The organism is Alphaproteobacteria bacterium, from assembly GCA_016722515.1.
Classification (GTDB): Bacteria; Pseudomonadota; Alphaproteobacteria; order Rickettsiales; family JADKJE01; genus JADKJE01.
The window spans coordinates 553,804-575,090 of record JADKJE010000002.1; the positions used below are offsets into that span (position 1 = coordinate 553,804).

Genomic DNA, 21,287 nt, shown 5'->3' on the forward strand with positions numbered 1-21,287 from the left:
ATATATATGAGAAATCCGAATACAACATGGGCTGACACGGATATAAAAAGTCTCGCAGAATTCAAGACCTTTTTCTTAAGATTAAAAGAAGCTGTAATTTCTGGTGAATTATCCCATTACTGCCCTAAAGAAGCCGAATTTGCTACAAACACTAAAATATTAGATATTTCGAATGAGGGCCCTTGGCCCGATTACATAGAGTGGTATTTTACTGATTTATCAGAAGACAGGCACTACATGCTCTCAGTTGAAATGTATCATGGAACTGGCGGAATTTGGAAAGCTATTGATCTTTGTTAATGTCAAAGGCGTGGCGATTTCGAACGCCTTTAACCTATCATGCGCGAATGAAAATGGTTTTACTGAAATGATATTTAATCCGACAAAATTTATTGTAAAAAGACCATGAAGAAATCACGTGTAAGATGTTGGAAAATAATTGATTGGCAGAATAATAGCCCTCATGAATTATTAATAACCTACCCAGAAGACAATTACGGTCATGATCTTATTTCTTGTTTGCAATGTGGGCATGTTTATGCTGTTTCTGTTGCACACATGGTTTATAGAGGGCCTTCCCTTGAAGAAAAACTAAAAGAAATCGAATGCATAACATGTAAAGCTAAATTAGGAGAAAGCACAGCGCCTTATCCAGAATTTTATTTTAAAAATGGTCAAGTTTTTAAATATATAAAATTGATAAGAATACCGGAGAATGAATCTTCTATATTATTAGAATTGGATCAAATATATGAGTATTAGATTATTAATGGTATCTTATTAGGGATGGACCATTCATTATTAATTGGTTTGGCAAACTCAGTAGGCCAAGAATCAACGGAATATATTGGAGGACATTATCACAATGATATGATTGACCCATTGACACATATAGGAGCGCATGGGATTATTGGATGTCGAACCGGATACGTTTTATCCAAAGATTGCGGGGCAGGTGCATTAGGAGCAGTTGTGAGCGAAACATCCGCGTAGTTAGCTTTTAATGCAGGGTTGAGTCAATCAACCAGCTCGGACTTTGGACAATATACTTCACTAGCGGTTGTTTTTGGTTTGGGCATGGATGCTAAAACTATTCAGACCTCAAATGTTATTGATCAATAATAAGGGCAATATTCTTGGTGCGCTTGAAGATATGGGATCGTCGGCTAATTTAAAACAATTAGCGATCAGTGTGGTGAGTGCAGAAATTAGCCAGGCTGCTGTTAACCAATTTGGTTTAACGCAAGCAGCAGGTACCTCGCTTGTTGATAAACTAAACTATAACATCACCACATCCGCCATCAATAATACCGTCAGCAACGTTGTCAATGGCAATGGATTAACACACGGTCTGGGTAATGTATTACTAGGAAGCGTAAGCACTTCCTTAGGTGAACAAGCTACTCAGTATGTTGGCGCCCTATGGGAACTCGGCTACGTAGATCCTGTATCGCATTTGGTATTACACGGCGCTATTGGCTGCGCCACAGGTGTGGGTCTTGGTGGCAAGTGTGGCGCAGGTGCACTAGGTGCTGTGATTGGAGAAGGTGTAGGCGACGCGGCTCATCAAGCTGGTTTCACCTTAGATCAAAGCGCAACCATCGGCCAGTTTAGTGCTTTAGGTGTCGCTTTCTTAAGTGGTGGGGATGCAAGTTCAATACAGATATCTAATGCAACAGCACTACAGGCAATTAATTTCAACTTGCTGCTGTCGAAAAGCACATTTGCCGGTGAGTTCCTTGACGAAGTAGGTAAGAATTTTTCAGAAGGGAAAGAATTGACGGGCAATCTTATTGCTAAGAATACGCCGAAATCAATCAAAGAAGCTTATGGAATGTTTGCTGATGGTGCTGAATATACCATAGGTAGCGGTGATTTAGGCTTACGTCTCATGTTTGGTGATGAACAGATAGATGCGCTGTATACCTACGTGGGAGCTAAAAAAGACGCAGCAGGTAACTGGCTCTACGATCAATTTACACCGAACCAATTAGAAGCAGTCCGTATGTTTGCTTCTACTTATGGGCCTAGATTCATCTTGGATGGAACGAAGGGTGCAAAAGGAATTATTGGTACACTTGTTAATGCAGAAAGTAGCCTAGAATTAGGCTCAGAAAGTATTTCTGCTGGTACAAAGATATACCGAGTATATGGTGAAAATAATATTCCTTTAGGGCAATCCTGGACAACTGTCGACCCAGCCGGTATAATTGATTACAGGAACTTAGCTGGATTACCGGATCTTAACACCGGGCGATTTGTTTTGGAAGGAACCATTACGGATTCAACAGGGATAACAATAAGGCAAGCCCTTCCTCTTGATGGAAACGTTGGAGGTCTGAGTGAATTACTAATACCTAATGCAGAAACACAGATTAAAATAGATGGTGTTTTTGGAGTTAACCCTAAATTTTAATTGAGATTATGCAATTTTCTATTAAATCTACGGAGCATCGTTCATATAAACATGAACATAGATGTGTAGTTATATCTCAAATTGAAAATAAATTGCTTATACGATTAGAGAATCCTATACCTAGTTTTGTTTATAGCACCGATAAAGATATTGAATTTGTCCTTTTATCACCAAGATATGTTGATCAGATTCTCGTACCTGGACCACCTGTGTTACCATGTAGAGTAAACGCTTGTCTTCCAATGGAAAATAAGGAATGGGAAAATGGTCCATGGAGAACAATTGATATTTGGGAACTGACGTGCTCTCCCCAAATTCGTCCACAAAAAAAGTAGAGTCTGTTAACTTTAACCTAAAAGGAGCAGACTATGAAAAAGCGTTACACGGAAGATCAAATCATTCGCATACTTCACGAGCATGAAAGCGGTACTGGAACAGGAGATTTATGCCGGAAATATGGGATAAGTTCAGCAACATTTTATAAATGGAAATCGAAGTACGGTGGGCTTGGTGTATCGGAAGCAAGCAGATTGAAGGCGCTTGATGAAGAGAACCGTCGTTTGAAGAAGCTTTTAGCTGAGGCTGAATTAGACAAAGCGATATTGAAGGAAGCCCTGTCAAAAAAGTGATAAAGCCTGCATTTCGGCGTTTGTTGGTAGAAGATATCTGCCAAACGAAAGGTTTATCAGAGCGTCGCGTTTGCAGGCTATTAGGATTTGCTCGCAGCACCCACCGTCATAAGCTGTTGTCAATGAAGGCGGAACGTTAGGAGCTGGCAATAACCTATCGATGACAGCAGAAACCATCATCAACAGCGCCTCTATTACCGACAGCCAATATGGCAAGAGCACTTTCCAAACCCTGCAACATCAAGGCACTATTACCGCCGGCAATGATGTTACCCTGACAGCAAACAAAGACATCGTTTTCCAAGGCGGTATATTAAACGCAGGTCATAACGCCACCTTAACCTCAACAGGAGGCGACATCATCATCGGCACCACCGATTTAATCCGCCACACCGAAGGCAAATACCATAAAAGCACCTCCACCAGTGATTCGATCCAGCGCATTGGCTCAGAGCTCACGACCGGCAATGATCTGATCCTGAGTGCGTTGTCTCCAAACGCTAGCATAGATGGTGGTGGCAATATCACCATCAGCGGCAGTGTGCTGGATGCGGGTCATGATATGAACCTGGATGCCAATAACCTAAACATCACCTCCGCAGCCGATTATTATCACAGTGTCTATGATGGAAAAAGTGGTGGTGGTGGTTTCATGGGTGGATCGTTTATCCATGCAGAAAAGGAACTGCTTACCAACAAGCCTTCCATCCTCACAGCCGGTCACACCATCAACGCTAGTGCAGCCGATACCATCTATATCGCAAGCAGCAATCTAACAGCCAATGATGAGATCAACCTCAGCGCCAACACACTTTTATTTGGCGCAGAAAAGGATGTCGATTATCTCAGCATCCAATCATCCAAAGATAACGGCATCATGACCACCATGATTGACCAAGGCCATCATATTGAAACGGTGAAGCAAACCAAGCTTCAGGCCGGTACTGTAAACCTTAGTGCGAATTCATTCGCCGTGCAGTATGAAGGTCAAAGCGGTGAGACCTTAACCGAATCAGTCGACCGCCTCAAACAAGAACCCGGCCTTGAATGGCTCGGCCAACTCCAGCAACAAAATAACGTAGCCTGGGAAAAGGTCGATCCCGTTTATCAGGAATGGTACCACAAAACCACCGGACTTTCGGCACCTGCCGCTGCGGTGATTGCCATTGCGGTCGCTGCGGCAACGGGTGGAACGGGCGCTACCTTGATTGGTGCTGCAGGAAGTTCCGTATCAGGGCTTATGGCAAATGCCGCCTTCAGCACTCTAGTAACGCAAGCCAGCATTGCATTGATCAATAATAAGGGCAACATTCTTGGTGCGCTTGAAGATATGGGATCGTCGGCTAATTTAAAACAATTAGCGATCAGTGTGGTAAGCGCAGGCATCACCGGGGGTATCAGCAACCATTTTGACCTGAGTAATGTTCCAGGCACAACGTTTACCCAGAAGCTTAGCTATAACTTAGTGGACTCTGCAGTCAAACAGACCGTTACAAATACCATTAATGGCGATAGTTTATTTGCTGGTTATGATAAAGCTGCTATTGGTGCGATAGTTATGTCTATCGGTGCTGTCGCTGCCAATGAAATTGGTGATGCTTATAAGGCGGGTGATATATCAAAAGCCACCCAATTATTAGCCCATGCTGCACTTGGCTGTGGTTATGCTACGGCTCTTGGAAGTAATTGTGGTATCGGCGCATTAAGTGGGGTCACAGGCGAATTAATAGCTGAAGCCTACTTAGGCTATGAATTGCAAAGCGGAATCAGCAAAGAAGAAACGGATATTATCCAAAATAATGGCACCCAACTGGCTTCCGTAGCCGGAGCCATCGCCGCTTTCGTAGCGGGAGGCAATGCGGATAATATTAATTCCGGCTCCAGCATCGCCAGTAACGCTGCCGAAAATAATGCCTTGGATGCCATTTGGGATAGCTTGTTCGTAGCAGCGGATGGTGTTAAGATTGGGTATGGGTATTTTGTTGATGATGATGGACTTGTTAAAGAGGGGTATTTTGATTTAGCATCTGATTCGCTTGCACTGGCGGTGCCGTTTTTGCCAGCTGGCTCTACTAGGCTTGTTCGTGTCGGTGATAAGGTCTTAGCGAGTGTAAATGGAGCTAAGAAAGTAAATGAATCAGTCGGCAATTCTATAAAAGATGTTAAACCGGATATTAATAATCAGGAATCTAAACCAGAAGGGCCTTATTCTTCATTTAAATATGATAAGGATAAAAACGTGTATCAATATACAACCTATGAAAAAACGAAAACGGGACATTCTAATCCAATCATTAAATTTGATGGAGGAAAACCTAATGGAAGTCAGGGAATGCCGCATATTAATAAAATAACAAAACAACCTATACCTACCCCACATATGCAAGGAAAAACCATACCTGGCGGAGTCAGGCATCCTAATGCTAATGAACTACCAAATAATTCCCGTTTTAAATAAATGATAAAAGGCAATATAATGAAAGTAGATAATATTCTGAAATGGTTAATGTGTTGGTATGATTCTCATTATAATGGAGATTACAAACATAAAAATATTATAGATATTTATACCGTTGATAATCCTGGCTGGTTCATTACGATAAATTTATTAGGCACTGCATTGGAAGGGGTAAGCGACGAAGGAGAACAACAAGATAATTCTATAGAGGAGGATGTTCTCTACTATTATAATGATGGGAAGTTAACTCCTGTCCCTAGCCTAATTGAAACCAAACAAGATTGGTTGTTTTATGAAATAAAGAATGATCTTTATAGAGCATCTGGCGATTCTTTGAAGTTAGAATTTCTCTTGTTAAGCTTTTGTGAGTTATTCGATAGAAAGAATAATAGGAAAATTGAACATATGGAACCTAGTCAATCCCTCAATTGGTTAATGTCGTGGTACGCTTCTCACTGCAATGGAGATTGGGAGCATATGTATGGTGTCAAAATAAGTACCTTAGATAACCCAGGTTGGAGAGTCCAAATTGATCTTGTTGGCACGAATTTAGAAGATTTGAGCATTAACCGCCAGACCTATGAAACCTCAGAAACAGACTGGTACACATTTATCATTAAAGATCAAGTATTTGATGCTACCGGTGATCCAACTAAATTAGAGATTTTGATAGAAAGTTTTAGAGTAATAGTAGATCAGCAGAATTAAATTTGATGGAGGAAAACCTGATGGTACCGCTGGAGCTGAGCATTTGAATTACCAAATAATTCTCGTTTCAAACCAGTATTACTAGGCAGCGTAAGCACTTCCTTAGGTGAACAAGCTACTCAGTATGTTGGCGCCCTATGGGAACTCGGTTACGTAGATCCTGTATCGCATTTGGTATTACACGGCGCTATTGGCTGCGCCACAGGTTTGGGTCTTGGTGGCAAGTGTGGCGCAGGTGCACTAGGTGCTGTGATTGGAGAAGGTGTAGGCGACGCGGCTCATCAAGCTGGTTTCACCTTAGATCAAAGCGCAACCATCGGCCAGTTTAGTGCTTTAGGTGTCGCTTTCTTAAGTGGTGGGGATGCAAGTTCAATACAGATATCTAATGCAACAGCACTACAGGCAATTAATTTCAACTTGCTGTTGTCGAAAAGCACCTTTGCAGGTGAGTTCCTTGATAGTGTTGGCAAAGGGATGAATGAAGGCAATGAATTGGTGAATGGGTATCTCGTTGAGATTACTCCGAAATGGATGAAAGATGCCTTAGTTTCTCTCGGAGGTGTTGCAAAGAAAGGAGCAAACTTCACCGTTGAGAAAATGGATGCTGGATTAAGAAATGCTTTGGGTGATGAGCAGATTGATACGTTGTATACGTATGTGGGAGCTAAAAGAGACGCAGCGGGTAACTGGCTTTATGATCAATTTACGCCAGATCAATTGCGTGCTATTATTGGTTTTGGAGCAGTTTATCTTGGTCCAGTATTTGCTCCTGAGAATGTTGTAGCAGGTACCGCATCTAAGGCAGCGGAAGAAATATTGGGAGTAAAAACCGTAATAGAACCCAAAATATTAGATCAAATGATTGAAAGAGGATGGAACGAGAAACTTATAGATGATACGATTTTAAATCCACTAAACACTGTTGAAGCGATGGATACTAGATTTGACCCAACAATCGGTAAGCGTTTAAATGATCCTGCTACAGGATATATCGGAAAAGATGGATCATATGTTGTAAAAAATAATGTTACGGGACAGATCGTTCAAATATCCGATAGAAACAAACCAGACTGGAAAGCGCCTTGGAACAAATGATTAAGAATATTTTACATGAATATAAATTACCCACCATTTGGTGGAAGGAAATTCCATTTTTTGACATAGATGACAGTTTAAAACTATTGAATTTTTGTCAAGTTCATGAAATTGGAATATTAGGAATAGAGGGATTTAAGATCTATAATAGTTTCCGAATTCCTGATATGAATTTTATTGCAGATTTTTCTTCAATTTATAAAAATAATGCATTTAGTGATTTTATTAAATATTCAATAGATGCATCAAATAAATTCTTTGACCTTCCTGATGTTAGTAAGAATTTAATGTTTGAATTTGTATTGATTCAATCTACTGAAAATTCCTATGAAAATAGTCATTAGGATCTCCTATGCAAAAGTCACTCGTAAGATGTTGGAAAATTATTAATTGGCAGAGAAATAACCCTAATGAGTTATTTCTAAGCTATCCAGAAGATAATAGAGGTCATAGTCTTATTTCATGTTTAAAATGTGGTCATATATATGCGGTTTCTGAATCAAGAAGAGTTTATCGGGGGCCAGCCCTACAAGAAAAACTAAAAAATAGAATGTGAAATCTGTAAAGCTAATTTAGGTGAGAGCATTGCCCCTTATCCAGAATATTATTTTAAAAATGGCCATATCTTTCAATATAAAAAGCCTAAGCAGATTTTGGATGATGAATCTTCAGTAGTCGTAGAATTTGATGAAATATATGAATAGTTCAATGCCTAGAATACTATTAAAAATTGTCTTATTAATAATGACAATACTCCTCTCCTCATGCTGAATCCCAGAATCAGCTATCCTAAATCTTAAACCGATTGCGATAATTAAAGTTGATAAACCCTACCTAAGTCTAGGTGCATGTATATTAGAAAGTTTAGAACCAATGGGGTATTGGAGGGGGCTATAACCAACTATTCGTGATGCTGGAGGAAATGTTATATCGTCACCCACACCTAAAAATCCTAATCATGCTACTCTTTCAGGTATAATCCCAGAAAAAGCTTCAGAGCTAATGACGCCTACTGTACGCAACCCCAATGTTAGATAAATTATGGTTAATCACATTTTAGAAAAAGAATTATCTGAAATCCGAAAAAGATGTAACGCAGCTTCACAAGGACCTTGGAAATCTTATATTGAAGATAGGGATCATGAAAGTGGTTCTAATTTCATTATGATTGGAGCAGGAAAGAATCGTGGGGATGATATAGAAATAATAGGTGCTACAGCTGCAGACCAAGATTTTATGGCTCATGCTAGACAGGATATACCTTTTTTATTAGATGAAATTGAAAAATTGCAGGCCCTAATAGAAGATATTACGAAATCTAGATCATAATTAAAATGCAGATAATATTAATTCCGGCCCCAGCATCGCCAGTAACGCTGCCGAAAATAATGCCTTGGATGCCATTTGGGATAGCTTGTTCGTAGCAGCGGATGGTGTTAAGATTGGGTATGGGTATTTTGTTGATGATGATGGACTTGTTAAAGAGGGGTATTTTGATTTAGCATCTGATTCGGTTGCGCTGGCGGTACCGTTTTTGCCAGCCGGCTCTACTAGGCTTGTTCGTGTCGGTAATAAGGTCTTAGCGAGTGTAAATGGAGCTAAGAAGGTAAATGAATCAGTCGGCAATTCTGTAAAAGATGTTAAACCGGATATTAATAATCAGGAATCTAAACCAGAAGGGCCTTATTCTTCATTTTCATATGATAAGGATAAAAACGTGTATCAATATACAACCTATGAAAAAACGAAGACCGGACATTCTAATCCAATCATTAAATTTGATGGGGGGCAGCCTGATGGGACGGCAGGAAAAAGTCATTATAACAAAGTTACCGAAGTGCGTGTACCAACTCCACATATGCAGGGCAAAACTATACCTGGAGGTGTGCGTTCACCAAATGCGAATGAATTACCAAATAATTCTCGTTTCAAACCATAGGTAAATTCAATGATAACAGTGAGTATACTTAAATGGCTTATTAATTTTTATAAAATTCATAAAGACATCGAAATATCTTCTCAAAATCTTATTTCCATAGATACCCTAGATAATCCAGGGTGGGGGATAAATATCGATGTCAAAGGTACATGCTTGGAAGCCGTCATTCTTAAAGAATCAGATATTAATAATTCCGATGATAATTGGTATGTTTATAAAATTAGAAACAGTATTTATGACGCAGTTGGAGATCCCTTGAAATTAGAATTTCTTTTATTAAGATTTATGGAAATATTTCAAAAATATAATAGTAACCTAAAAGAGGAAGGCACATCTCCTGATAAAAATATCAATTGGTTAATGTCTTGGTATGCTTCTCACTGTAATGGAAATTGGGAACATATGTATGGGGTCACAATAAATACCATAGATAATCCAGGCTGGAGAGTTAGGATTGATCTTGCAGAAACAAAGCTAGAAAATCTAAGCATTGATCGCCAGACTTATGAAACCTCGGAAACAGACTGGTATACCTTTATTATTAAAGATAAAAAATTCGATGCAGCTGGAGATCCAAGTAAGTTAGAGATTCTGATAGAAAGTTTTAGAGTAATCGTAAAAAAGGAGCTAATTAATTTATGATCCCAGGAAGTGATGGTTCTTTTAGAATAATATTTGAGTTAGAAATCGATGAAGATGGATGGCCACCCGTTGGGACAGAAAGAATTTGGGCAACTCTTGTTGACGAAGTAACTGCAGATGATAAATATAATACTAACGCAATGACGAAAAAGGCTATCTATCGGGTTGATAATATTCCTTTCTTCATTCCTTTACTGGCATATAAAGATCTTATTGAAGCTGAAGAAAAAGAAGGCTCCCTTTTTTTTGTAAAACTCGTTAAGCGATCACAACATAGTACGGTTAGAATTATTTTTCTTGAAACAACCATTATTGAAGATGTTTTATCTAAATTAAGGGCTTTAGGATGTGAACTGGAAATGGCAGAAATGTATAAACATTTGACAACGGTTGATATTCCTATCGATGTATCATTTCTTGCGGTAAGGACTTACCTTGCTGAATTAGAAAATAATGGTCTAATCGATTTTCAAGAATCACTAATCTCAGAGCACCATAATAAGGAAATTGTGAATTAATCCAAGTAAAATACATAGGTAGAACAGGCTGGCTTTAGCGGATGCTTGCGAAATAATTAATAATAATCGCTTTAAATGATGGGAAATTTAATGAAAACTGATAGTGCACTAGAATGGCTCATGAAATGGTATCAATCACACTGTAACGGAGATTGGGAACATGAACACAGCATTAGTATCGGAACATTAAGTAATCCAGGCTGGAGAGTTGATATTGATTTGGAGAAGACATGTTTAGATGGAGTAATTTATGAGTTATCTGAGCTTAGTACGTCGGAAACTGATTGGTTTTATATAAAAATAGAAAATAATTTATTCAAAGGTAGAGCAGATCCCTCCAAATTATCTTTTCTATTGAATATGTTTAAGGAATTAGTAGAAAAGTATACTTAGGACAAAAAAATGAAAGCACATAATATTTTGACATGGCTTATAGAATGGTATCAATTCAATTGTTTTTCTAAAAGCGAAGAAACCATTAGAATATTTATAGATACGGTAGATAATCCCGGCTGGTTCATTACAATAAATTTATTAGGCACCGCATTGGAAGGGGTAACCGACGAAGGAGAGCAACAAGATAATTCTATAGAGGAGGATGTTCTCTACTATTATAATGATGGGAAGTTAACTCCTGTCCCTAGCCTAATTGAAACCAAACAAGATTGGTTCTTTTATGAAATAAAAAATAATCTTTATAGAGCATCTGGAGATTCCTTGAAATTAGAATTTCTCTTATTAAGATTTTGTGAGTTATTCGATAGAAAGAATAAAAAGGAAAGTGAACATATAGAACCTAGTCAATCTCTCAATTGGTTAATGTCTTGGTATGCTTCTCACTGCAATGGAGATTGGGAACATGAAAATCAGATTAAAATTAGCACGCTAGATAACCCAGGCTGGAGACTTCAAATTGATCTTGTTGATACGACAACTTAAGAAAATTGAGCCAAAAAAAGGGGGGGCCCCCAAAGAAAAAACGGGAAAAAAAGGGGGAAAAAACCCCCAGGAGATTTATGCCGCAAAACTTTGGAACGAACCCGCTGAGAAGGCGTTGATGAAGAGAACCGTCTGGTTGACTTTTAGCGAGGCTGAATTAAGACAAAGCGATATTGAAGGAAGCCCTGTCAAAAAGGGGTAACGCCCCTGGCGTTGGTTGGGAGAAGATATCTGCCAAACGAAAGGGTTTTACAGAGCGGCGCGTGGGGGGGCTTTGGGGTTTGCCCCCCCCCCCCCCCCCGCGGGAAAAGGAGGGGGGGGGGGGGGGGGGGGGCGCCGAAGAAATTTGCGGGGGGGCGGTGGCGGTTTTGGGGTTCCCGTCGGTTTGGCTATTTTATTGGAGAAGGTTGGTTATTTGATAGAAAGTTTACCGATTATACCGAGAGGAAAATTTATCTGTTAAACGTCCAGGGGGGGAAACCGCATTGGGGAGCCGCGTTCCCTGCCATGCTCTCGCCGATGGCGGAGGGTGGGGCCGTGGTTTTTTTGTGGTGCTTTTAGCAGATGGCAGAAGATTCCGATCCTGGGATTATGGATCACTATAGCCGCCAATGCCTTAACCTTGTTGCAATCGGGGCGATGGGGGGCCCCCGGGGGGGGGGGGAAAACGGGGCGGTGGGAAAAAGGGGGGAAGCCCGGGCAATCATCAGTGATAATGGGACAACATACAGGAAAGGGGTGTTAATGTGCAGAGTCATGGGATCAAATGGCACTATATCCGTCCTGGAAAGCCTTCAGAGAATTGGTTTTACAGAAAGTTTAAATGGGAGGATCAGAGATGAATGTTTAAATGAACATTGGTTCCCCAGTTTGCGGGGGGACGGGAATTTTAAAAGGAGGGGCCATCCATGCTCGATACAAACACCACAATTCTGCCATTCCCAATGCGGTGTCGATTGTTTCAAAGAAAAAAACAGTTATAAAGAACTCAAGACTCTACTTCTAACTGGTACAACAATTGGGAGCACCTCAATACGAACTTAGAAAATCTAAGTATTGACCGCAAAACTTTTGAACCCTCTGAAACAGACTGGTACACATTTATCATTAAAGATCAAGTATTTGATGCTACCGGTGATCCAACTAAATTAGAGATTTTGATAGAAAGTTTTAGAGGAATAGTAGATCAGCAGAGATAGGTATCATTCTATTTTTCAATGTGTTGAATCCAGCCCGTAATCGTCTTAACCCAGGAGGGGTGATCATTCAGGCATGGGATCAACACAAGTTCTTTGCCTCCATGCTCGATAAAAATATCACGATTCTGCATTCCCATTTCTTCGATTGTTTCCAGACAATCGGCAACAAAGGCCGGACACATGACCAGTAAACGTTTAATCCCGTTATTGGCTAATTGTTTGATTGTTTCTGATGTGTATGGTTCAAGCCATTTTGCTTTTCCCAGCCGTGACTGAAAGGCGGTGCTGTATTTATGAGGCGGAATACCAAGGTTGGCTACAAGTGATTTTACGGTTGCCAGTGATTGGTGGCGGTAGCAGGTTTCATGGGCGATGTTGGGCATATCACAACAATTGGCTTGTTTCAGGCAATGTGCGTGGGATGGGTCAGCTTTTACGAGATGCTGAACCGGCAAGCCGTGGAAACTAAACAGTACATGGTCATAAGGCTCATCGAAATAGTGTTTTGATGATTCTGTCATGGCTTCCAGATAATGGGGGTCATTGTAAAAGGGAGCTTTGAAAGAAATATGGACCGTGGGATAAAATGTATGGATGATCCTTTCCACTTCTGTCTTTGCGGTTAAGGTTGTCGATTCGGCATATTGCGGATAAAGAGCAATAGCATGGATATGGCTGCATTGATCCTCTTCGATCAAGCGCGTAAGCGACTGCTGGATAGAGGGTTCGCCATATCTCATGGCCATATAAACAGGAACATTAACTTGGTGTTGTACGGCATTCGTCAATGTTTGGGTGATTGCCACAAGTGGAGAACCCTGGTCAGTCCATATCTTTTGATAGTTGGCAGCCGATTTTTTAGGTCTTGTGTTGAGGATGATGCCTTTTACCAGCAAGCAGCGCAGTAAGTAAGGAAGAGTGATAACGTACGGATCCATCAAAAACTGATCCAGGTATGCCTTGACGGCCTGCGGAGATGGATTAGCAGGAGAGCCAAGATTAATAAGCAAAACACCGTGTTTTTGATTGTGCATGTTAACTCCGTTTCATTTGTTGATAGGCTGCCATTGCTCGATCCCGTGCTTTGGAGTGCTCTATTATAGGTGGTGGATAGGTTTTTCCAAGTTCTATTCCGGCTTGTCTAAGAATCGATTCTGGAGTTTCCCATGGTTTATGAATCCACGGGGCGGGGAGATTGGCAAGTTCTGGGAGATAGGCTTTAATATAGGTTCCCTGAGGATCAAATCGTTCACTTTGTAACTGCGGATTAAAAATACGAAAATAGGGGGCCGCATCTGCGCCACAACCGGCAATCCATTGCCACCCGCCGATATTACTGGCAAGATCGGCATCTACTAGCGTATCAAAAAACCACGCTTCACCTTGTTGCCAGGGCAATAATAAATGCTTGGTTAAAAAAGAACCAACGATCATTCTGACGCGGTTGTGCATCCAGCCGGTTTGCCATAATTGACGCATCCCCGCGTCGACAATCGGATAACCCGTTAGCCCTCTGCTCCAAGCGCGAAACGCTACTGGGTCGTCTTTCCAGGGAAATGTTTGAAAGCCTCTCTGGAAGGGTTGCTCAAGAAGGTGTGGGTGATGATATAAAAGATAAGCGCAAAACTCACGCCAGCCTAATTCTCTGAGAAAGCAATCTGCCCCAAGCTTATTGTCAGGATGTAAGATGCTGTTTGTCTGCACGGCATGCCAGGCCTGATTAACGCTTATTTCTCCAAAATGCAGGTGCGGTGAAAGGAGGGAGGTGCCCTGTATCCCAGGAATGTCACGATTCGTATGATAATGGCTTAATGCTGTAGAGATAAAGTGTTTCACATGCGCAAGAGCAGCAGATTCGCCGACATTCCACATTGTCTTTATCCCACAAGCCCAATCAGGAGAGGAAGGAACCAGTGCCCAATCGTCTAACCGATCACTATGTGATAAGACAATAGTATGTGTTTGGGCTTCGGGAACAGAGAGGGGAAATTGAGGCTGGTCTTGTGCCGTGCATGTATGCCAGAAAGGGGTAAATACGGCATAAGGGTGTTTTTGTTTGGTTAGAATGGTAGCCGGATCCCATAAGGTATTTCCAGGAAATATCTGTGCTTGAATTCCTTGCTGCTGTAAGTAGTCGGCTACCTGTTTATCTCTGAGACGCATCCCTGGATCATGATGAAATTGCCACGTGACGCTCGTAACCGCATAATCATCGATGAGTTCCTTAAAAATATGATCGGCACGTCCATTTTTTAGCAAAAGTGGAATACCCAATGTTTTCAGAGACGATTCCAAAGATAAAAGGCTATGATGTAGCCACCATTTACTCGCACCTCCTAAGGGACGTATAGGCGCGGCTTCGTCGAAGATATAAAGGGCAACTACTGGAATTTTTTGATTAAGGGCATGCGTCAATGCAGCATTGTCACTGATGCGCAAATCGCGGCGGAACCATGCAATATGAATAGGCTGTTTAGTCATGGTTTGACCTTTACACGATGATTGACGACTTCGGCTGGGTGATTGGTAATAAGGGTAAGGGCTCCGTAATGGACACTATCTTCAAGCATCGTCAGATTCTCGGGAAAAAGAGGCTCTTTTGCAAACCATGCAACAAAAGGAATCTTCCCCCGTAGCGATTGGGCGTGAGGGGTTTTCATTTGATACTGATTGAAATGCAGAGACACAGGTTTCAAATCCTTCACAAGTGCTGCAATGGCATGGAGCTGTTCATCTTCAAACAGAATTCCTAGTGGCAACGATGGATTTTCCTTGCGAACGCGATAGAGCACGTGATGATCAAATGAAGAAAGAACAACATGATGTTCCTTTAACGAACCGCTATGGATAAAACAATCTATTAATGAGAGGACGGGGATGGTTGCTCTGGGATCTTTAATTTCGACATTTATCCATAGGTCAGGGATCCATGTAGTCCAGCGGGCACACAATTCTAACACCTGCTTTAATGTAGGAATGGCGTGCGTTGTCTTCTGCTGATGGATGTCTTTTAACCTCAGGTCTTGGAGTTGAGAATAAGGATAATGGGAAACAGTTCCAAACCCTGTGGTGGTTCTATCGAGCGTTTCATCGTGAATCACTACAGGCACTAGATCAGAACTGAGTTGGATATCAAATTCAATTCCTTTGGCGCCATGTTGCAATGCTTCTTCAAAGCTCGGCAGCGCGTTTTCCAGGTTTTTGTTTCCTCGATGGCCAATTATTTTTAACGGCGGTGTGGATAATGGCGACATTTTAACGGTTCGTGAATAATTCAATGTGCATTATAGAGCGATGTGTCCCTTTTGCAAGGCTACTTGCATAGATCACGGGATAGGCATATAATTCACCAGGTGTTTCAGTCAGGAGTTAGTATCATGTTTCGTACGTTAGCTGCAAGTATCTCTTTGAGTATACTGGTTATGTTTGCCTCAGTGGCTCAAGCCGCGATCCCAGTGGCTGTCATTGATAAAGAAACACCATCACTGGCACCCATGTTAAAAACAGTATTGCCTGCGATTGTGAATATTTCGACGTCCGGCATGGTTGTTCAAAAAGATAATCCATTACTGGATGATCCGCTTTTTCGTTATTTCCTCAAAGATTATGATTTGGATACTCTTCCTAAAGAGCGCCGCACACAAAGTATTGGTTCTGGAGTCATCATTAATGCTGCAAAGGGATATGTGATTACCAATCATCACGTGATCAAAGATGCAGACCAGATTTTTGTCGTGCTGAAAGATAAACGCAAAATAAAAGCTAAATTAATTGGCTCCGATGAAGAAACCGATATTGCTATGTTGCAAATAACGGCAAGCGATCTAACGGAAATCAAAATCGGTAATTCGGATGCTCTATCTGTAGGCGACTTTGCTTTGGCTATTGGCAATCCGTTTGGATTGGGTCATACCGTAACGTCAGGTATTGTCAGCGCATTGGGACGCACAGGGCTTGGCATTGAAGGTTACGAAGATTTTATTCAAACCGATGCTTCCATTAATCCGGGTAATTCGGGTGGTGCACTGATTAACCTTAAGGGTGAATTGGTGGGTATTAATACCGCTATTCTTGCGCCAAATGGCGGGAATATTGGTATCGGATTTTCTATTCCGATCAATATGGTTAAACAGGTGATGCAGCAATTGCTTGATAAGGGATCAATTCAAAGAGGCCAGCTGGGTATCCATATCCAGGATGTGACGTCCGATTTAGCGGATGCGTTAAATATCAAGGCAAATGAAGGTGCGCTTGTTGCCAAAGTGGTAGAAGGAAGCCCTGCAGGAAAGGCTGGTATTAAAGCAGGCGATGTCGTCACTAAATTCAATGGCAAAGCAGTCAACGGGTCATCTGAATTAAAAAATATGGTTGGATTTACGCCGATTGGATCTGTTGCTGAAATTGAAGTATTGCGTGATGGTCAACCAAAAGCGTTTAAAATCAAAATCGAAAAACGTCCGGTTGCCAAGAAAGAAGTGGAAGTTGCTAAATCAATTCCTGCGTTAGATGGCGCTAAATTTTCGCCGCTTTCTTCAATCCATCCTCTTTACAGCGAATTGAAAAAAGGAGTTGTGGTGGTTGAGGTGAAAAAGGAAAGTTCTGCCTGGAATGCAGGCATTCGTGAAGACGATGTTATTCTTGCTGTTAATAAACAGCCTATTTCTACCGTTGACGATTTAATCAAAATTGTTAAAGGTTCTAAAAATGGTATATTAATGCACTTGCGCAGAGGCGATGCCGCACTGTATATTGTAGTTAAATAGTCTTGAGGTGATGTATGGTTTCAAAGAAAATAATCCTGTGTCTTGGATTGTTATTACTGTTAGCGAGTTGTGATCCTTCCAGTCAGGAAATCTTTTTTACTCCGCAGAAGCAACAGCAGACGCATTGATTGAGTGACTGTTGTCTGAAAACTAGAGTGTGCAATCAGTGAGCTAGAATGGTGCTGTTGGTGCGATAGGTTTTGTGATCGCGATCTACCATTTAGATGAACAACACCTTTTATAAGCAGTATGACACCGCAATGGTCTATCCTTGCCATATACCAGCAATGAAAATATTCAAATGCGTGTAGTTTATTCGACCACCAAATCGTCTCTCAATCCAATGTTTCCATAGCGGTGGTAATTGATAGAAATGGCTTGTTCCTGGAGATAATAAAGCAATTCTACTCGGCCTTCGGCAAGCGGTGGTGTATCGGCAATATAGATGCCCTGGCGGGCGGCTATTTCACGCATGGTAGTGGGGACACGAGAAGGATGGGCATAACGGATGCGGCTTATCGTATTTATTTGTATTTGGATGTCCTCATCGGTTTGATATATAACACCCTTACCACCGGTGATAAGATTCCAAATACGTGGTGTAAACCAATTATTGAGAACCGTTTCCATCAATGGAGGGGCGCTTATGCTTACCTGATTGTGAGTTACCAATGCAGCAAGAAGACGAGCGATAGTTTCAAATACATTATCGTCTCGATGTAAGCGTACCATGATATGTCCAAGAGGTCGGTATTTAAGGACATTATCTTGGCCTCTTAACGAAGCAAGCGTCATAGGACGGGCAAACTGTGTATCGTATGCTGAGCAATAACTGTAGGCTGCCTGGAGTGTCAGTTGGAGATGGCCTTTGTTACTTTTGGTTCGATCATCCTCAGGCAGAATCGACGCATGCTCACATTGTTCTTCAAGCATTTTAATAATCGATACAAGTTTTGCAGGGATGATGAGGGGTTTTTGAATGGTTATTAATTTTTGTTCTAATTCCATGAGTGGTATAACATAATGCGGACCACCAGTTTTGAATCCTGGGCCATAATTAGACATCTTGGTACCGCCAAAAGGCTGGCGGTGAACAATAGCGCCCGTGGTGGAGCGATTGATGTACAGGTTACCGGCTTGAATATGGTCTAGCCAATACGTCTGCTCACGGGAGTCAAGGCTTTCCAGGCCTGCAGTGAGCCCGTATCCAGTACTATTGCTGAATTCAATCGCTTCTTTCAAATTGGTTGCACGCATGACGCTGAGAATCGGGCCAAAAAGTTCGCTCATGTGGGTGAAACTGCCAGGTTCAACATTCCATTTAATCCCTGGAGACCAGAGGCGATGATCGCTCCCTATTTGTTTTGGCTCGACTAACCATGATTCTTTGTTATCTAGTTTTAAGCCTCGCTGTAAATTTTCTTCGGGAGGACGGATCAAGGAGCCCATAAAATGTTGAAAATCCCAAGGATAACCAACCGATAAACTGCTCACTGCATCAGATAATTGGCGGGCGAAATGTTCATTATCGAAGAGAGATTGTTCAACAATTAATAATGATGTGGCGGAACATTTTTGCCCGCTGTTACTGAATGCGGAATGGACAACATTTTTTATGGCTTGATCTACATCAGCCATGGCGGTAACGATGGTACTGTTTTTTCCACCCGTTTCAGCTATTAACCTTATATCATGATGTTGCTGTAACATATGGCGTGCTGTTTGGGTGCTGCCTGTAAAAATAACATTGCTAACATCTGGGTGGGTTGCAAGGGCTGTCGCCAGGCGGCTATCGCGGCAAGGCACAAATTGCAGGACATTTTTTGAAATTCCGGCTTGCCATAAACATTGGCAGAACATCCATGCGACTGGAACAGAATAGGAAGAGGGTTTTAGAATGACGGTATTACCGGCAGCAAGCGCTGCAAAAACACCGCCGGCTGGAATGGAAAGTGGAAAATTCCAAGGTGCAATAACGACGGTGACCCCTTTTCCTTTGACACGGAGACTATCTAATTTTTCGATATCGCTGACGGTGCGGGGATAATAGATGGCAAAATCGATAGCTTCAGAAATTTCTATATCCATTTCCCTGAACATTTTACCCGTTGAGGCGGCGGCAATTCCAATAAAATCACCGCGTTTACGTTTGATTTCCCTGGCAGCATGTTCGAGGATAATTTTTCTATTTTCCGAAGTAAGTGATCGCCAGCCGTCAAGATCTAGTTTTGCTGCAATCACGGCTTCATAAATATCATTTTTGATAGCCTGGGCATATTGAGCAATAATAATGGTGCTAGAAGGTTGACTTATATCGTAACAATCATGAATGTAACGCTCATTCCAAATATCTTTGCCGGCTATCACCACGGGTATTTTGATGACATCGCTACTATCTTGTTTATACCATTTTTCTTTAATGAGTTTTGCCCATTCCTGGTTGGATGGTAACGAAAAATCCGTATCGGCTTCATTCACAAAAATATCGAGAGTGCCTTTGTAATTGGATGCATCTTCTTTTTGACGATTTTGCTGGCGGTGGCGTTGAGGGTTCAATTCTGCGGCTAATGTATGAGACTCGATAAAGGCTTCTTTTTGTTGATTCCAGGCATCGGAGCCAACTTTAAGCATAAAAGAGTCGCGCAGAAAATGTCCTTGTGATGTGTTTTCATCAAGTCGGCGAACCAGATAGGCAATCGCCGAAGTGATATCTTTTTCATAAACCAGTGGGCAATAAAGAATGAGAGGCAGTCCCTCTTTTTGTAAAACACGTCCCACATGTGGAGCCATGCCGCTGAGCATTTCAAATGAAAGGGAATCCAGGGTCTTATTTTCTTTTGCTAGACAAAAAGCATAGGCTAGGTCAAAAATATTATGAGAGGCAACCCCTACGTGGACGGCCTTTGCATTTACCGGATCCAGGGCTTTGTGAAGCATGAGTTTATAGTGAGCATCTGTTTCACGCTTACTTGCAAAGGGGGCTAGTTCCCATTCGCGGATGGAGCTTTCGGTGCGTTCCATTTCTAAATTAGCCCCTTTTACCAGACGGATTTTAAGTGGGACCCCACCACGTTCACGCCGCGCGGAGGCAAAGGAGAGAAGCTCGTCTTGAAGGGCACTAAAGTCGGGTAAATAGGCTTGCAGAGTAATGCCTGCTTTAAGGTTTAGGAATTCAGATTTTTTAAGGGATTTCATCATCAGCTGGGTTGTTAGTAGCGCATCACGATACTCTTCCATATCCAGGTTGATAAATTTATGGGATGTTTGGCCATTGGCAAACGTATAGGTGTTGGTAATGGCTTCGCGATATAGCTGGCATAAACGCTGATCAAGAATGGCTAATGTATGTCTTGAAGCAAGCGGGTCTATCTGTGAAAACAGGGTAGAAATTTTAACTGAGATATAGGGTATATAAGGATTTCTAAGGTCTTCAATATAATTCTCAAAACGGCAGGCGGCTTCTCTTTCTCCTAAGAGCGCTTCGCCAATACGGTTAATATTAGTCGTAATGTGTTCTTTTCGATATTCTTTTAATGTTTCAATGAGCCTGTCATCTTTGTCGATGATAATCCATTCTTGAACAAGTTTTAATATATAAGAGCGCATTAACGGAATGCTGTAATTGGCTCCATATTTGCCCGTGACTTGAAACAAGCGGCATAAACATTTTTCAAATGATGTTAAAAATGAGGGAACTCCATATTTACCCAGTAGAAAGGCTATTTGGTCGGTGGTGCGAAGGGGATCCTCAGAGCGGAAGGCTTGATCAAGGATACGAATCAATTGTTGTTTGTCGGATTTGTTTTTAACCAAATACGCCATCCTTCGATGGGATTCTTTTTCGTGGGTTGTGACTTGTTCCATAGCCGCTTTCTGCCAGGTTTCAGCCTGGATAAGGGCATGTTGAAGAAGGTGTGGTAAGGCGTTTGTGTTATCGGACATAGGCTGATAGTATGAAAGGGAATGGTTAACGATAAATGA

The 21,287-nt window shown here is 41.5% G+C and carries 22 protein-coding genes; 18 read left to right on the forward strand and 4 right to left on the reverse strand.

The annotated features are described in order from the left end of the window. Positions 1-6 precede the first annotated feature (6 nt). The 17 genes from IPP74_07290 to IPP74_07370 all read left to right on the forward strand — a co-directional run bounded on the left by IPP74_07290 (position 7) and on the right by IPP74_07370 (position 12,543). The gene (locus IPP74_07290; GenBank protein ID MBL0319077.1) at positions 7-300 is read left to right on the forward strand and encodes a hypothetical protein; all 294 of its coding nucleotides are present in this window, start codon (positions 7-9) and stop codon (positions 298-300) included. A 105-nt stretch (positions 301-405) separates the two neighbouring features. Then, positions 406-762 carry a hypothetical protein gene (locus IPP74_07295; GenBank protein MBL0319078.1) on the forward strand — a complete coding sequence of 119 codons (357 nt, stop codon included), beginning with the start codon at positions 406-408 and terminating at the stop codon, positions 760-762. A gap of 319 nt (positions 763-1,081) precedes the next feature. Then, positions 1,082-2,416, forward strand: coding sequence for a DUF637 domain-containing protein (locus IPP74_07300; GenBank protein MBL0319079.1), 1,335 nt, complete (start codon positions 1,082-1,084; stop codon positions 2,414-2,416). A gap of 8 nt (positions 2,417-2,424) precedes the next feature. After that, on the forward strand, positions 2,425-2,751 hold the full coding sequence (locus IPP74_07305; protein ID MBL0319080.1) for a hypothetical protein: 327 nt from the start codon (positions 2,425-2,427) through the stop codon (positions 2,749-2,751). Between the two features lie 33 nt (positions 2,752-2,784). Then, positions 2,785-3,045, forward strand: coding sequence for a transposase (locus IPP74_07310; protein MBL0319081.1), 261 nt, complete (start codon positions 2,785-2,787; stop codon positions 3,043-3,045). A 160-nt stretch (positions 3,046-3,205) separates the two neighbouring features. Next, complete coding sequence (locus IPP74_07315; protein MBL0319082.1) at positions 3,206-5,503, forward strand: DUF637 domain-containing protein; 2,298 nt, start codon at positions 3,206-3,208, stop codon at positions 5,501-5,503. Positions 5,504-5,521: 18 nt separating this feature from the next. After that, entirely contained in the window at positions 5,522-6,211 is a 690-nt protein-coding gene (locus IPP74_07320; protein MBL0319083.1) for a hypothetical protein, read from the forward strand. 249 nt (positions 6,212-6,460) lie between these two features. Then, entirely contained in the window at positions 6,461-7,306 is an 846-nt protein-coding gene (locus IPP74_07325) for a hypothetical protein (protein ID MBL0319084.1), read from the forward strand. After that, a complete protein-coding gene (locus IPP74_07330; GenBank protein MBL0319085.1) occupies positions 7,303-7,650 on the forward strand; it encodes a hypothetical protein in 348 nt (115 codons plus the stop codon). The genes IPP74_07325 and IPP74_07330 overlap by 4 nt, the downstream gene beginning before the upstream one ends. 697 nt (positions 7,651-8,347) lie before the next feature. Beyond that, positions 8,348-8,635 (forward strand): hypothetical protein, encoded by a 288-nt coding sequence (locus IPP74_07335; GenBank protein MBL0319086.1) that lies wholly within the window; start codon positions 8,348-8,350, stop codon positions 8,633-8,635. A gap of 64 nt (positions 8,636-8,699) precedes the next feature. After that, positions 8,700-9,245 carry a hypothetical protein gene (locus IPP74_07340; GenBank protein MBL0319087.1) on the forward strand — a complete coding sequence of 182 codons (546 nt, stop codon included), beginning with the start codon at positions 8,700-8,702 and terminating at the stop codon, positions 9,243-9,245. Between the two features lie 9 nt (positions 9,246-9,254). Further along, positions 9,255-9,887, forward strand: coding sequence for a hypothetical protein (locus IPP74_07345; GenBank protein MBL0319088.1), 633 nt, complete (start codon positions 9,255-9,257; stop codon positions 9,885-9,887). Then, positions 9,884-10,405, forward strand: a complete 522-nt coding sequence (locus tag IPP74_07350) for a DUF4265 domain-containing protein (GenBank protein ID MBL0319089.1) — start codon at positions 9,884-9,886, stop codon at positions 10,403-10,405. Before IPP74_07345 ends, IPP74_07350 begins: the two co-directional genes overlap by 4 nt. 90 nt (positions 10,406-10,495) lie before the next feature. After that, positions 10,496-10,798 (forward strand): immunity 53 family protein, encoded by a 303-nt coding sequence (locus IPP74_07355; protein ID MBL0319090.1) that lies wholly within the window; start codon positions 10,496-10,498, stop codon positions 10,796-10,798. 9 nt (positions 10,799-10,807) lie between these two features. Next, positions 10,808-11,344, forward strand: coding sequence for a hypothetical protein (locus tag IPP74_07360; GenBank protein MBL0319091.1), 537 nt, complete (start codon positions 10,808-10,810; stop codon positions 11,342-11,344). Further along, positions 11,319-11,546 carry a hypothetical protein gene (locus IPP74_07365; GenBank protein ID MBL0319092.1) on the forward strand — a complete coding sequence of 76 codons (228 nt, stop codon included), beginning with the start codon at positions 11,319-11,321 and terminating at the stop codon, positions 11,544-11,546. The genes IPP74_07360 and IPP74_07365 overlap by 26 nt, the downstream gene beginning before the upstream one ends. A gap of 853 nt (positions 11,547-12,399) precedes the next feature. Then, positions 12,400-12,543, forward strand: a complete 144-nt coding sequence (locus IPP74_07370; GenBank protein MBL0319093.1) for a hypothetical protein — start codon at positions 12,400-12,402, stop codon at positions 12,541-12,543. An 8-nt stretch (positions 12,544-12,551) separates the two neighbouring features. Here IPP74_07370 and hemH read toward each other — a convergent pair whose 3' ends face one another. Genes hemH through IPP74_07385 form a run of 3 tightly spaced genes read right to left on the reverse strand, consistent with a single transcriptional unit; the run spans position 12,552 to position 15,797 of the window. Next, a complete protein-coding gene (hemH, locus tag IPP74_07375; GenBank protein MBL0319094.1) occupies positions 12,552-13,577 on the reverse strand; it encodes a ferrochelatase in 1,026 nt (341 codons plus the stop codon). Between the two features lies 1 nt (position 13,578). Further along, complete coding sequence (locus IPP74_07380) at positions 13,579-15,024, reverse strand: deoxyribodipyrimidine photo-lyase (GenBank protein ID MBL0319095.1); 1,446 nt, start codon at positions 15,022-15,024, stop codon at positions 13,579-13,581. After that, positions 15,021-15,797, reverse strand: a complete 777-nt coding sequence (locus tag IPP74_07385) for a hypothetical protein (protein ID MBL0319096.1) — start codon at positions 15,795-15,797, stop codon at positions 15,021-15,023. Before IPP74_07385 ends, IPP74_07380 begins: the two co-directional genes overlap by 4 nt. A gap of 123 nt (positions 15,798-15,920) precedes the next feature. Here IPP74_07385 and IPP74_07390 point away from each other — a divergent pair, with 123 nt between their 5' ends. After that, positions 15,921-17,306: a DegQ family serine endoprotease gene (locus IPP74_07390; GenBank protein ID MBL0319097.1), complete on the forward strand. Its 1,386-nt coding sequence runs from the start codon at positions 15,921-15,923 to the stop codon at positions 17,304-17,306. A gap of 312 nt (positions 17,307-17,618) precedes the next feature. On the opposite strand, the gene IPP74_07395 is transcribed toward IPP74_07390, so the two are convergent. After that, a complete protein-coding gene (locus IPP74_07395; protein MBL0319098.1) occupies positions 17,619-21,248 on the reverse strand; it encodes a bifunctional proline dehydrogenase/L-glutamate gamma-semialdehyde dehydrogenase in 3,630 nt (1,209 codons plus the stop codon). Between the last annotated feature and the right edge of the window lie 39 nt (positions 21,249-21,287).

Coding starts and splice junctions, on each gene's coding strand:
- IPP74_07380 (MBL0319095.1), bottom strand. CDS start 15,024: ATGACTAAACAGCCTATTCATATTGCATGGTTCCGCCGCGATTTGCGC.
- IPP74_07345 (MBL0319088.1), top strand. CDS start 9,255: ATGATAACAGTGAGTATACTTAAATGGCTTATTAATTTTTATAAAATT.
- IPP74_07300 (MBL0319079.1), top strand. CDS start 1,082: ATGCTAAAACTATTCAGACCTCAAATGTTATTGATCAATAATAAGGGC.
- IPP74_07350 (MBL0319089.1), top strand. CDS start 9,884: ATGATCCCAGGAAGTGATGGTTCTTTTAGAATAATATTTGAGTTAGAA.
- IPP74_07355 (MBL0319090.1), top strand. CDS start 10,496: ATGAAAACTGATAGTGCACTAGAATGGCTCATGAAATGGTATCAATCA.
- IPP74_07390 (MBL0319097.1), top strand. CDS start 15,921: ATGTTTCGTACGTTAGCTGCAAGTATCTCTTTGAGTATACTGGTTATG.
- IPP74_07320 (MBL0319083.1), top strand. CDS start 5,522: ATGAAAGTAGATAATATTCTGAAATGGTTAATGTGTTGGTATGATTCT.
- IPP74_07295 (MBL0319078.1), top strand. CDS start 406: ATGAAGAAATCACGTGTAAGATGTTGGAAAATAATTGATTGGCAGAAT.
- IPP74_07335 (MBL0319086.1), top strand. CDS start 8,348: ATGGTTAATCACATTTTAGAAAAAGAATTATCTGAAATCCGAAAAAGA.
- IPP74_07385 (MBL0319096.1), bottom strand. CDS start 15,797: ATGTCGCCATTATCCACACCGCCGTTAAAAATAATTGGCCATCGAGGA.
- IPP74_07330 (MBL0319085.1), top strand. CDS start 7,303: ATGATTAAGAATATTTTACATGAATATAAATTACCCACCATTTGGTGG.
- IPP74_07305 (MBL0319080.1), top strand. CDS start 2,425: ATGCAATTTTCTATTAAATCTACGGAGCATCGTTCATATAAACATGAA.
- IPP74_07290 (MBL0319077.1), top strand. CDS start 7: ATGAGAAATCCGAATACAACATGGGCTGACACGGATATAAAAAGTCTC.
- IPP74_07395 (MBL0319098.1), bottom strand. CDS start 21,248: ATGTCCGATAACACAAACGCCTTACCACACCTTCTTCAACATGCCCTT.
- IPP74_07315 (MBL0319082.1), top strand. CDS start 3,206: ATGACAGCAGAAACCATCATCAACAGCGCCTCTATTACCGACAGCCAA.
- IPP74_07310 (MBL0319081.1), top strand. CDS start 2,785: ATGAAAAAGCGTTACACGGAAGATCAAATCATTCGCATACTTCACGAG.
- hemH (MBL0319094.1), bottom strand. CDS start 13,577: ATGCACAATCAAAAACACGGTGTTTTGCTTATTAATCTTGGCTCTCCT.
- IPP74_07360 (MBL0319091.1), top strand. CDS start 10,808: ATGAAAGCACATAATATTTTGACATGGCTTATAGAATGGTATCAATTC.